Source organism: Limnothrix sp. FACHB-1083 (assembly GCF_014696485.1).
GTDB lineage: Bacteria > Cyanobacteriota > Cyanobacteriia > CACIAM-69d > CACIAM-69d > CACIAM-69d.
In genome coordinates this window covers 384,738-397,100 of record NZ_JACJQD010000002.1, presented here as the reverse complement: position 1 = coordinate 397,100, position 12,363 = coordinate 384,738, and the positions used below count along the sequence as shown (strand labels likewise).

Sequence of the window (12,363 nt, the reverse complement as noted above, 5' to 3'; positions counted from 1 at the left end):
GGGAGTGTCAATGAGACGCACTTTTAAAGCAGTTTGATATGGAATCTTCAACGGCAAACCCAGCTTCGACGATCGGCGCAACCATTTGGTTAACGGGGTTGAGTGGCGCGGGCAAAACCACGATCGGGCAGGCCGTGGCCGAGGCCCTCAAAGCCCGGGGGCAGCGCGTGGAAATTCTGGATGGCGACCTGGTGCGGCAACACCTGAGCAAGGGCCTGGGGTTCAGCAAAGAAGACCGCGATGAAAATATCCGGCGCATTGGCTTCGTGGCTCATCTGCTGACTCGGAATGGGGTGTTTGTGGTCGCTTCCGCCATCTCGCCCTATCGCGCCATTCGCCAAGAGGTGCGATCGATGATTGGGCAGTTTGTGGAAGTTTATGTCAATGCCCCCCTGGCGGTTTGCGAATCGCGGGACGTGAAGGGCCTCTATGCCAAGGCGCGGGCGGGCTTGATTCGAGGCTTCACGGGCATTGATGATCCCTACGAAGCGCCGGAGCAACCGGAGGTGGAATGCCGCACCGATCGGGATTCCCTAGAGGATTGCACGGCACAGGTGTTGGCCGCGCTCGATCGTTTGGGTTATTTACCCAGCCAGGACTAGGCAGCCAGAATTAGGCGCGATACATTACCCCTTCCGACACCAGCACCGAGCTGCCCCCCACGCGCACCTCGGTGATATTCCCTTGGGCGATTCGTACCGTCACAGTTAATTCGCTGGGCCGCTGAATCGCCGCCCCCTGGGCAATGGCCCAAGACGGTTCGCCGTCGGGAAACGATCGCCCCTGAACCAAATAGCCCCCCAAGGCTGCTGCCGCCGAGCCGGTGGCGGGATCCTCCGCAATGCCCAAGGCCGGAGCAAACATTCGTACCGTCAGGGGGCGATCGCCCGTTAACCCCGTCACCAAATACAACTGGGGGGCTGCCGTGGATCCAAAGGTTTCTTCCCAGGGGCCGATCTGCAAGCGGGCCCGGTTCAGGGCCGCCAAGTCGCGCAGGGGAATCACCGTGAAGGGCAAGCCACAGGAAGCCGTGGCCGGTTCCCAGCCCGGCACGGTCAAATCCGCCACCGTTAGCCCGATCGCCCGAGCCATGGCCGCGCGATCTCCCTGCCAGGGTTCCACCACCGGCAATTGAGCCACGGTTAACTCACTGGCGATCGGTTGTCCCGCCCGCGATCGCACTGTCACCGGCACGGGCCCCACCCCTTCCTCAAAAATCAAACGAGTGTCATCACCCGTGAGGCTAATTTCGCCAATTTTGGCCAAAACATAGCCTGTGCCCACCGTGGGGTGGCCAGCAAAGGGAATTTCGCCCCCTGGCGTAAAAATGCGCAGCCGTCGAGTACCCTGGGGCGTTTCCGGCGGCAAAACAAACACCGTTTCCGACAGGTTCAGCTCTCGGGCGATCGCCTGCATTCGTTCCTCGCTCAGGCCGCTGGCCTGCGGGAACACCGCCAGGGGATTGCCCCCAAAGGCTTGGGTTGTAAATACATCGGCCGTGTAAAAGCGATCGCCGATCGGGGAAAGGGTCAAGGTCAAAGTCTCCAGCTTGCCAACACCACCGCCTGAGCCGGTGGAAATTATTGATTTGAAATTAACCGTTTGCAATTAACCGTTTGCAATCAAACTTCTGTGATTATGTGATTATTGGTGATTAACCGTCTGCAATCATCCGTTCATTAGCCCGATCGAACTAAAACGTTGCCGCGTGATTTTGCAGCGCCATTGTGCCCAATCAACCCATTGAGCCTACGATCCCTGACTGTCCAAATTGCCCGATCGCTAATCAAGAGCAATGTTGGCCAGAATACCTAGGTTCGATCGCCCTGTCCGTTAGGCTGCTGGGATGTGATGGTTTTGATGGAGTTTGCTTGGCCCATGACTGCCGCATCGCCCACCCCTTCCTTGCCCGATCGACTGCGGGAACTGGCCCGCCTCTTTCTTACCTTGGGTGTGACCGGGTTTGGCGGCCCCCAAGCCCACATGGCGTTGATGAATGAAGCCGTGGTGGTGCAGCGGGGTTGGCTAACGGCGGAAGAATTCACCGAAGGCATTGCCGTTTGCGAAATGTTGCCCGGCCCCGCCTCCACCCAACTCGGCATCTACATCGGCTATTGCCGTGCCGGTTGGCTCGGGGCCCTGTTGGCAGGCCTCTGCTTCATTGCCCCCGCTTGGGTGATGGTGGTGGCCCTTGCTTGGGCCTACTTTCGCTATGGGGCATTACCGGCCGTTTCCGCCCTGTTTTTGGGCATTTCCCCGGCCGTGGTGGCCATTGTCTTGACCTTTTGTTGGAAATTGGGGCGCAAGGTTTTGCTGGGCGGCGATCGCCCTTGGATCCGCTGGGCGATCGCCCTGGGCACTTTTGGGCTGCTGCGGTTCAGCACTGGGGGAATCTTGTGGGCCTTTGTCTTGGCGGGACTAGCCGGGTTGGTGTTTTTTGGGCCGCGCCGCTCCGCCTTAGGGGCGATCGGCCCTTGGGGCATCTTGCTGCCCACCTTTGTTGCCGCCTTGCCGCCGGAATCCCTGACCGTTGCCAGCTTTTGGGGTTGGGAACGCATCCACACCTACGGCCCCGAACTGATCAGCACGTTCTTGCGGGCGGGAACCCTGGTCTTTGGTGGTGGGCTAACGATCGTGCCCTTGCTGGAATTGGAAGTGGTGCAGCGGTTGGGCTGGCTGACCCGTCCCGAGTTCTTGCACGGCGTGGCGATCGGGCAGGTCACCCCCGGCCCTGTCCTGCTCACCGTCGCCTTTGTGGGCTACAAAGTGGCCGGTGTTCTCGGGGCCCTAACCGCCACCGTCGCGGTTTTTTTGCCTTCTTTTGGCTTTGTGGGGTTGGCCGCGCCCCTGTTGCGGCGATCGCGCCATAATCCTTGGGTACGCGCCTTCTTACAAGGGATCACACCCGCCGTGCTCGGGGCCATTTTGGCGGTTACTCTGCCTTTGGTGCAGGCCGCTCTCCAAATCGATCGAGGGGTGGCTTGGCTTTCGGCGGCCACCGGGGCGCTCTTAATTTTGGGAATGGTGGGCCTGTTGCGGTGGCGGTTGGCGGCTTGGCAGGTGTTGGCCTGCGGGGCAATTGCAGGGGTGTTGTTGGGATTGGTTCCCGGCGCGATCGGCTAAGTCTACCCCTTGATCCAGGCCCAAGAAACCTGAACGCCAGGCCAAAGACAGCGTATCCTGAGAGCCGATCCCTGCTGCTGCGACCTTTAGGCTCTTGTTCTATGAACCCGCGCTACTCGCTGATTGTGCCCATTTTCAACGAAGAGGAAACGATCGCAGAGTTATATCGGCGCGTGGTGGCCGTGGGTGAGCAATTGGATGGGCCCTTTGAGCTGGTGTTAATTAATGACGGCAGCCGCGATCGATCCCTAGCCATGATCCGCGAGCTGCAAGACCAAGATTCTCGGGTTTGCTATCTCTCCTTAGCCCGCAATTTTGGTCACCAAATCGCTGTCACGGCCGGCTTGAACTTCTGCCGAGGTCAAGTGGTGGTGATTCTGGATGCGGACTTGCAAGACCCGCCGGAACTGATTTTTGAAATGCTCGAACAATGGCGATCGGGCTATCAAGTGGTCTATGCCCAACGGGTTTCCCGCCAGAAAGAAACCTGGTTCAAGCGGTTCACCGCCTATGGGTTCTATCGCTTGCTCAAGCAACTGGCGGATATTGAAATTCCCACCGATACGGGGGATTTTTGCCTGCTCGATCGCGCCGTGGTGGACTTGCTCAACACCATGCCCGAACGCAATCGCTATATCCGTGGCCTCCGATCGTGGGTGGGCTTTCGACAAACCGCCGTGCAGTTTCACCGCGATCCACGCTTTGCCGGAGAAGTGAAATATACCTTCCGCAAATCGGCGCGGCTGGCGATCGATGGGTTAGTGTCCTTCTCCAAAGCGCCCCTGCGGCTGTCGGTTTACCTGGGGTTGCTTTCCGCTGCGATCGCCCTGGTCATGGCCGCCATGGTTTTCTACTGGCGCATTTCCCAACCCCAATCCCCCGTCACAGGCTTTGCCGCGATCGCGATCGCCATCTTCTTCCTCGGAGCCGTCCAGCTCGTCAGCATTGGCATTTTGGGGGAATATGTGGGGCGAATTTATGAAGAAGTCAAAGGCCGCCCTCTCTATACCCTGTCAGAAGTCATCGGGTTCGATCGCCCCGCAAAATCCAGCTAAATCCCAGTTCAATCAACCCTAGGAACCGCACCACCGCCCGATCGCCTTGATGACTCAGCTTTTTTCATCAGAGGGCACTTTTACTTTTAAAAATCATCCTTTTCAAGATTATCAATTTCAAAGTTATCAATCAGCACACATTTCCCAAGATAATTCTCAGATACTCTCTAGCGGTTCGACAGGGTAAACACCGTGAAACCTCGCTACTCGATTGTGATTCCAATTTTTAATGAAGCAGCAACAATTTTGGAATTATGGCAACAACTCCGCGCCACCCTTGATCAACTAGCAGATCCCGCTGAAATTATCTTTGTAGATGACGGTAGTGTTGATCACTCTGCCAAAATTGTGCAGGATTTGATCGATCGCGATCCTGAAGTTCGCCTCTTGCAGCTCTCTCGCAACTTCGGCCATCAATGCGCCCTTGCTGCTGGCATTGATCACGCCCAAGGGGATGCGGTGATCTTAATGGATGGTGATTTACAAGATTCGCCCAGCGCCATTTTATCCTTCGTGGAACAGTGGCAAGCGGGCTATGATGTGGTTTATGCCATTCGTCGTAAACGCAAAGAATTCATCCTTAAACGCCTTGCCTTTCGATTGTTTTATCGCCTCTTAAATTATCTGTCTGGGTTGACCTTGCCCCTTGATGCTGGGATTTTCTCGCTCATGGATCGCAAAGTGGCGGCGGCTCTGCGATCCATGCCCGAGCGTAATCGCTACCTCAGTGGTTTGCGGGCCTATGCCGGGTTTCGACAAACGGGAGTGGTGGTGGAACGGGGGCCCCGCTTCAGTGGCGAACCTCGGGTTACTATCAGCAAATTGTTTAAATTGGCCTTTGATGGCATCTTTTCATTTTCCGTCATTCCCTTACGAATTACGGTTTATGTGGGTCTGCTTTGTGCGCTGATTGCCTTTGCCTTGGGGTTGATCGGTCTCTATTTCAAATTTGTTTTGGGCCATAGCTTTCTAGATTGGGCCTATGGTTTGACCACAACCTTTTTTATGGGGGGAATTCAATTGGTTTTCCTGGGGATCCTAGGAGAATATATTGGTCGAATCTATGACGAAGTAAAACAGCGGCCCTATTACTTAGTCAGTAATCGGCTGGGATTTCGAGATTCAGCTTAAGTTCCCCAACTCACTTCCCCAGAACCTGCGATGAATCATGGCTAGGAATTGGTCATCAATCAGTCCCTAGGTCTCCCGCCAATCATGACTTGCCGGTTGCATCTGGGTGCTATTGCGCGATCGAGGGAGAACTAGATTTCGTAGTGCCATGTTCGATCGGGGCACAACACAATTCGATGGAGCGATCGGGTGACTAATCCTTGGCGCTCTAACTGCCCAAAGGCGCGGGTGATGGTGACTCGGGTGGCTCCCAGGAGATCAGCAAAATCCTGATGGGTCAGCCGCAAGTCAATCTCACGACCATTTTGGGTGTTGCGGCCGAAATGTTGCCCCAGCCAGTCCAACAATTTCAGAAGCATCATTTCAACGCGCCGATAGCTGCGGATGGCTAGCAGTTCCTCGGTGCGTTGGCTGCGGCGTAACAGGTCTGAAGGGTTAGGGGCCCATTGGCCGATCGGCACAGACCGCACCTTCACATCCGTCAGACACTCGGCGTGGTGGTGAGCCACGTTGGAGAGGGGCGCGCCCACCCAGTCGCCGGGCCCCCACAGCCCCAAAGTGACCAAGGATTCGTCATCTAACCAAGCCAAGGTGCGCACCACGCCGGATTCGATTTGCCACAGGCGATCGGGCGCGAGGGGCAAGGGCGATCGCCGCAAAAACAGGCGGGTTCCTTTGGACAGAAGAGGATGATGGAGGGAAGCAACAGCGGTCATGGCTAATCTGACGGCTTAATAAGCCGGTTTTCCGATCGACTAACCGTAGTTTAGCCGATTGGGGCCGAATAGCCATCAATGGTCGTCAACCAATGGCCATCAACTGTTGATTAGCCCTGTTGGCCGGTTGCGATCAAACGCCTCGCTACACTGGAAACAGTCACCGCCCGATCGCTGGGGGACTCTCCCATGACCCTTGCCACAACGCCACCACCTGCCACCATTACAGATCCACCGCTGGATCAATGGTTGCCCGCCACCTGGGACGAATTCCTGGCGATCGCCCATGACCCCGCCGCCCCACCCGATCGCCGCAGCTACTACTACAACGGCCGGATGCGCTTTGAGATGACTCCTTTAGGCCATGACCACGCTCGCCAAAACCTGCCGCCCACCGACATTGTGGCGTTCTATGCCCTGGTACGGCAGATGCGAGTGGTGCGCTACTTGAACGTGAGCTTGCGAAAAACCGGCGCTCAAGAATGCCAGCCTGATTTATCGGTTTATGTGGGCGATCGCCCCGAGTGGCCACCCAAGGGCAACGAGCCGATCGACCTCGATCGGTTTGGGCCGCCGGACTTGGTGGTGGAAGTGGGAGCCAGCAGCTTCAACGACGATCTCGGCCCCAAACGCTTGCTCTACGAACAATTGGGCGTGCGGGAATATTGGGTGATCAACGCCAATGAGCGACAGGTGATCGCTTTCGCGATCGCCGATCGAGGCAGCCGGGCGATCGAGGAATCCCAGGTGTTGCCGGGGCTGTCGATGGCGATCGTCGCGGAGGCCTTGGAACGCACCGATCGCAACGATGACGCAGACACAATCCGCTGGCTCATGGAACAATTCCAGGCGATCGGTTCCTAGGATTAAGTAGCGAAATTAATTGGCAATTGCTGCTAGGTCGCAAAGTCTGATCGCCAGATATGTACCGCTCGTTTGGCTAGTTGTTTCTGGCGATTTGCCAGCGCATTCGGAGTCCATTCTTCAGCCAAAATCTCTTGAGTTAGGCGATAGGCACTCGTTGGATAAACATCCCGCTTGGTGGTGTAAGACTGGTTCCCAATTTGTCGATTCAGAGGCGGCTCTAGGGGAGTCAAATTGCCCAATCGGTACACCATGTCAGTGATTTGAGCATCGGTAAAATCATCGAGCCAATCCTGCTCCGGTGATTCGGGCAAAATATGTTCGATCGAAAAACTCTCTTCAACAATCTCTTGATTGGCTGCGTCATTTTCGAGCTTCCACAGAATATAGCGAGCCAGTTTTTTCTGTTGCCCTCTCGTAGCAACCGTCAGCAGCTCAAAGTCCTGTGCAAATTTTTCATCGGAAACATAGATCGATCGCAGTTTTTCAAAGACTTGCTTAGGAGTTGTAATTTCTGAACTTTGAATCGCGATCGCAACCTGGTTATAAACCTTCTCTAGTTCACTGGGATTCAGACCACAAACAACCGTATATCGAAAAGAAAGCACACTAATCAGCTTCAGAAGTCGTGTGAAGTCTACATCAGAAAATTTGCCATGAGCAGCAAATAAAATCGAATAAGCTTGCTTCACCCGAAACAACTCTAATTCTCGAATGTAGGCCCGATTAGCAGGTGTTTCGCGCCAAAAATCATCCTGGGCATTGCCAAGAGCAACAAATAGGCTGCTGTAGCTTTCAAGTTGGTCTATTAGGTCAAACACTTGGTGACCATTTTTGACAGATTCTCGAACAATTTTGAAGAGTCGTTCTCGTCTAACCCATGGCTGCTCAAGACTGAGATAGTACCGCAGGAACTCAGGAAATTTCTCCATTCGTACGGTATTAATAATCATCTGCCATTGGCGTTGTAGTGCCTTCAAGTCACCCGAACTTCGTATTAGCGAGAATAGATAATTTTTAAGTAAATCTGTTGAACTGAGCTCCAGTCCCCGCGCATTTAAAGTCTCAAATACTGTATAAGCATTGAGTTCATCTTCTACGCTGATTTGAATAAACAGTAGCCGACGAGCAATAATATCTGTGAGAAATTCAGCAAGATTTTCCCCGCTTTTTACTATTTCTGAATGTTGATCAATCTGTTTTGAAAAATATTCAAAGGCTTGCCAAATGAGTTGATTTGATTTGGGAAGAGAGCGAATATTTCTTGGTTGCTTCAAATTAATTAGATAATCTTGGTAAAATCCATTATTATTGCCATTCAAACGAATTTTGCTTGAATAACGTAATGAAATAGAATCTTTATCACTCAAATAGGTTCGTTTCAAAATTTCTTGCCTCTCCTGATTTTCTTCTGGTTTGTTGCCCTGACTTGCTAGAGTTTTAATTTTATTAATGACTACAATTGCGATAATACTCAGAGTCGCTAATCGCTGTTGACCATCAATAATAGTAAATTCTTTATCAGACTCTCTAGAATTTTGTAGGACGATTGCTCCCATGTAATGGCTAGTCTTGGGATTCTGATGTAAGCCCAAAATATCCTGCCAAAGATCTTCCCAATTCTCTTCAGTCCAAGAGTAATCACGCTGGAATAGCGGAACTTGATAACGTTTACCATTGCCTAGTAGGTCGCCAAAACTGGCGGTGCGGGTATCAAGCAGGTGAATCGGAGCCATAGATTAGGTCGAGTGCTATTTTTTGTTCCTACTGCTGAAATTATAGGAATTTACGAATTGGGTAAAACGATCCAGCCCGTGTGATCGCTAACCGGGACAGTTGAGCGATCGATTCCTAGGGATAGTTCACGACAATTTCAGCGGCCTCGGAGTCGGGGTTACACAGGGCGATCGCTCCGTCGCCATACCAGCGCAGGGCCAAGTCGCCGAGCTGATCCAAGACCTGCACCAGTTCCAGCCCCCGATCGGTCAGGCCATAGCTGACTTGGGGCGGCACGGTCGCTTCGTAGTGGCGATAAATTAGCCCCTCACGCTCCAGCCGCCGCAGCCGCTCCGTGAGCACTTTGGTGGAAATGCCCTTCACTTGCCGCTTCAAAGCTCCAAAACGGATCGGCCCCTTCGTCGTCATCACCCACAGCAGGTATAGCGTCCAGGGGCCAGACAAAATATCCATCAACAGGCTGACGGGGCAGCACTTCACTTCTTTGGAGGGGCGAGGCATGGGCAAGCAGTTCCAGACTCAATTTTGGGCGTAAAAAGGAAGCTAGTTACTTTTAGGTTCCTACTTTACTTTAGTTGGCATTGACTTCTAGGATCGGCGCTACGGGCCGAGGCCGCTCGTTTCCAGTCCGTATTGAGGTTTTTATGACGACGATCTCAGTGGTCTACTTTTCGGGATCTGGGCACACCCATCTGATGGCGGAATCGGTGGCGCGGGGAGCCAGCCAAGTGGACGGTGTGACGGCCGAGTTGCTGCGGATTACCGGCGCGCAGATTACCGAGGGGCGTTGGAAAGATCCGGAGATGCTGGATGCTTTGACCCGATCGGATGCGATCGTGTTTGGGTCGCCCACCTATATGGGCGGTGTGGCGGCCCAGTTCAAGGCGTTTGTGGATGCGGCCAGCTCAGCTTGGTTTGCCCAACAGTGGAAGGACAAAATCGCTGGCGGGTTCACCCACTCCGGCTCGCCCAGCGGCGACAAGCAGGGCACGTTGCTATACATGGCGATCAATGCAGCCCAGCACGGGATGATCTGGGTGGGGGCGGCTGAAATGCCGAGCCAATACGTGGGCAGTGATGAGGGGGTGAATCGCCTCGGGTCGTTTTTGGGGGTGATGGGTCAAAGCGATCTGAATCCCAATGGTGGTGAAGCGATCGTTCACCCAGGCGATCGCTTAACGGCTGAGAAATATGGTCAGCGGATTGCCACGATCGCCCAGCGCCATCGTGGCAGCTAGGGCAAGCTATCTAATTCATCGAAAGGGAATGAACAGGGGCGATCGACTGGGACAAAGCGATCGCCCTGTTCATTTTTGGTGAATTGGGGGCGATCGCGCTCAACGGGTTTGATGTTTTGCTAACCCAAGAATCGCATCAACAATCGCTATGATGGCAATAGCTTGACTGGCGATCACGTAGCATCCCTACTGCTATCCAGAAGAACTATGCGCTTTATCAATCCTAAAACTGATTATGCTTTCAAAAAAATCTTTGGTTCCGAACAGAGCCAGGATATTTTAATTAGCTTTCTGAATGCGGTTTTGTATGAGGAAAATTCCACCATTCGCGATCTGGAAATTCGCGATCCGCCTTTTAGACCACGAATCCGTGGTTTCAAAGATACCTATCTCGACATTAAAGCCACGATCATCGACAGTCACGGCCAAACCGAGACGGTGATCATTGAAATGCAGGTCTTAAATGTCGAAGGTTTCCAAAAACGCATTCTCTACAACGCTGCTAAAACTTATAGTAACCAACTAGCGATCGGGGATGGTTATACGGATCTGCAACCGGTGATTGCGCTCACGATCGTTGATTTTGAGATGTTTCCTGAGCTGGATCAACTCATTTCGCGCTTCGTTCTCAAAGAGAGAACCTATCTGACTGATTATTCATCAATCTATGATATTGAGCTGGTATTTATTGAATTACCCAAATTCCAGAAGGAACTTCCGGATCTAGAAACCTTGATGGATAAGTGGTTGTATTTTTTGAAAGCTGCCCGAAAGCTGGAGTCTGTGCCACCCAGCATGGAAGCGGTTCCGGAGATTCAAAAAGCTTTTGCGATCGCGAACCAAGCCAACCTGAATGCTCAAGAGCTTGATGAGCTAGAGCATCAGGAAATTTTCATTCAGGATCAGCGTAATTCCATTAAAAAGGCTCTCAGCCAGGGTATCGAGCAAGGAAAACTGGCGGCGCAACGGGCGATCGCCCGACAGTTATTGGGTGTTTTGGATGATGAAGCGATTAGTCGCACCACGGGTCTTGATTTGGAAGCGATCGCCCAACTCAGGACTGATGATTCGCTAAACCCCTAAAACTCACGTCTACCAAAGTTTTATAGTCACAATGGTGTTGTATTAGATTTCATCAGTCGCAGGGGGAGTGCCTGTGGAGTAATGATGCTAACCTGGCAGCAGTAATCTATGACTTCAGTTCATGCCTGCTTGCCCTCAATGCCAATCCAGCCACACGGTCAAAAATGGTCGCATCCACAACGGCAAGCAACGCTTCAAATGCAAAGCCTGTGGCCGACAGTTCATTGAGCACCCCACTCAGAAACGAGTCACGCCTGAGCAGATTGCGCTCATTGATCGTCTGCTCCTAGAGCGCCTTTCCCAAGCAGCCATTGCGCGAGTCGCGCAGGTTTCTGAATCTTGGATTGAATCCTATGTGGCGGTTGCAGGTGGTCGCACTCTGCGGGCCAAGAAACCAGATTGATCAATTACCTAGCAACAATTGCGTCATGCATTTGAGTCATGCATTGCGTTAGCGGATCTATCGTTTGGTTTGGCGAACCCTGTCTTTTTCCCGTCACGAAGCAGCAAGCTAGCAATTGATTGATCACCGCAATGCCCCTTGTCGATCGCTTGATGACTCATCATTACTTCACAGGCACTACTGAATTTTTCGTTTCCCTGAGTGGCAGGCTCTGGCCCCTTGATGTTGTGGTTAATTGGCGGAACCAGCGATAGCCGCACCCTTGCCCAAGTCCTCGATCGCGCTGGTTTGCCCTGGATTGCCACGGTGGTGAACCCGGCGGCCGCTCGGCTCTATGACGGCTTAAACGGCGTGGTGCGATCGGGCGCGTTTGCTCCTGCTGACCTCATGCCCTGGCTAGCCGATCTCGCCATCCGGGGCATCATCGACGCATCCCACCCCTTCGCCACGGAAATTTCCCAGCAGGCGATCGCCGCCGCCGCCCTTCGATCAATTCCCTATCTGCGATTTGAGCGGCCCGCCATTCCCCTGGAGCCGCCAGCCCTGCGATTGCCCAATCTAGCCGCCGCATTGTGCGATCGATTCCTGCGCGATCGGCTGGTGTTGTTCACTTTGGGGGTGAAGGCCTTGCCGCAGATTTTGCCCTGGCGCGATCGGGTGGCGGCTTTGTGGGTGCGGGTGTTGCCGGAGTCCGTGGCCCAGGCGATCGCCCTCGGGTTCGATCGCTCAGAGGTGATTGGCCAGCGCCTGCCGGTGGATCCGGCCCAAGAGCGAGCCGACTGGCAAAATCGGGCGATCGAAGTGGTTGTTACCAAAGCAGCCGGGGCAGCAGGGGGGCTGGATCTCAAACAAGCGTTGGCAAGGGAATTAGGCGTGCAGTTGCTGGTGATCGATCGCCCTTCGATTGTCTATCCCGCGCAAACTGATCAAATTGATGAGGTGGTGGCGTTTGCCCATCGGGCGATCAATCCCTAGCCATTAACTTAGAAAATAGAGTATACTCAGCAAGTGAA

The 12,363-nt window shown here is 53.6% G+C and carries 13 protein-coding genes; 9 read left to right on the top strand and 4 right to left on the bottom strand.

The features are described 5' to 3' along the window. Positions 1-38: 38 nt before the first annotated feature. Positions 39-602, top strand: coding sequence for an adenylyl-sulfate kinase (gene cysC / locus H6F46_RS03710; protein ID WP_190353589.1), 564 nt, complete (start codon positions 39-41; stop codon positions 600-602). Positions 603-612: 10 nt separating this feature from the next. Here cysC and H6F46_RS03705 read toward each other — a convergent pair whose 3' ends face one another. Continuing rightward, a complete protein-coding gene (locus tag H6F46_RS03705) occupies positions 613-1,533 on the bottom strand; it encodes a PhzF family phenazine biosynthesis protein (RefSeq protein ID WP_234406980.1) in 921 nt (306 codons plus the stop codon). 345 nt (positions 1,534-1,878) lie between these two features. Here H6F46_RS03705 and chrA point away from each other — a divergent pair, with 345 nt between their 5' ends. The 3 genes from chrA to H6F46_RS03690 all read left to right on the top strand — a co-directional run bounded on the left by chrA (position 1,879) and on the right by H6F46_RS03690 (position 5,309). Further along, a complete protein-coding gene (gene chrA, locus H6F46_RS03700; RefSeq protein WP_190353588.1) occupies positions 1,879-3,123 on the top strand; it encodes a chromate efflux transporter in 1,245 nt (414 codons plus the stop codon). A 101-nt stretch (positions 3,124-3,224) separates the two neighbouring features. After that, on the top strand, positions 3,225-4,178 hold the full coding sequence (locus H6F46_RS03695) for a glycosyltransferase family 2 protein (RefSeq protein ID WP_190353587.1): 954 nt from the start codon (positions 3,225-3,227) through the stop codon (positions 4,176-4,178). Positions 4,179-4,370: 192 nt separating this feature from the next. Continuing rightward, entirely contained in the window at positions 4,371-5,309 is a 939-nt protein-coding gene (locus H6F46_RS03690; protein WP_190353586.1) for a glycosyltransferase family 2 protein, read from the top strand. 131 nt (positions 5,310-5,440) lie between these two features. Here H6F46_RS03690 and H6F46_RS03685 read toward each other — a convergent pair whose 3' ends face one another. Then, complete coding sequence (locus H6F46_RS03685) at positions 5,441-6,025, bottom strand: Crp/Fnr family transcriptional regulator (protein WP_099533885.1); 585 nt, start codon at positions 6,023-6,025, stop codon at positions 5,441-5,443. Between the two features lie 189 nt (positions 6,026-6,214). Between H6F46_RS03685 and H6F46_RS03680 the strand changes: the two genes are divergently transcribed. Then, the gene (locus tag H6F46_RS03680) at positions 6,215-6,889 is read left to right on the top strand and encodes a Uma2 family endonuclease (RefSeq protein WP_190353585.1); all 675 of its coding nucleotides are present in this window, start codon (positions 6,215-6,217) and stop codon (positions 6,887-6,889) included. A gap of 32 nt (positions 6,890-6,921) precedes the next feature. On the opposite strand, the gene H6F46_RS03675 is transcribed toward H6F46_RS03680, so the two are convergent. Continuing rightward, positions 6,922-8,625 carry a DUF262 domain-containing protein gene (locus H6F46_RS03675; RefSeq protein WP_190353584.1) on the bottom strand — a complete coding sequence of 568 codons (1,704 nt, stop codon included), beginning with the start codon at positions 8,623-8,625 and terminating at the stop codon, positions 6,922-6,924. Positions 8,626-8,740: 115 nt separating this feature from the next. Continuing rightward, a complete protein-coding gene (locus tag H6F46_RS03670; protein WP_190353583.1) occupies positions 8,741-9,127 on the bottom strand; it encodes a helix-turn-helix domain-containing protein in 387 nt (128 codons plus the stop codon). A 143-nt stretch (positions 9,128-9,270) separates the two neighbouring features. Here H6F46_RS03670 and H6F46_RS03665 point away from each other — a divergent pair, with 143 nt between their 5' ends. The 4 genes from H6F46_RS03665 (at position 9,271) to cobK (ending at position 12,325) form a co-directional block, all read left to right on the top strand. Beyond that, the gene (locus H6F46_RS03665) at positions 9,271-9,864 is read left to right on the top strand and encodes a flavodoxin family protein (RefSeq protein WP_190353582.1); all 594 of its coding nucleotides are present in this window, start codon (positions 9,271-9,273) and stop codon (positions 9,862-9,864) included. A gap of 207 nt (positions 9,865-10,071) precedes the next feature. Continuing rightward, on the top strand, positions 10,072-10,947 hold the full coding sequence (locus H6F46_RS03660) for an Rpn family recombination-promoting nuclease/putative transposase (protein WP_190353581.1): 876 nt from the start codon (positions 10,072-10,074) through the stop codon (positions 10,945-10,947). A 121-nt stretch (positions 10,948-11,068) separates the two neighbouring features. Next, positions 11,069-11,350: an IS1 family transposase gene (locus H6F46_RS19750; RefSeq protein ID WP_099533871.1), complete on the top strand. Its 282-nt coding sequence runs from the start codon at positions 11,069-11,071 to the stop codon at positions 11,348-11,350. Positions 11,351-11,551: 201 nt separating this feature from the next. After that, entirely contained in the window at positions 11,552-12,325 is a 774-nt protein-coding gene (gene cobK, locus H6F46_RS03650; RefSeq protein ID WP_347278273.1) for a precorrin-6A reductase, read from the top strand. Positions 12,326-12,363: the final 38 nt, after the last annotated feature.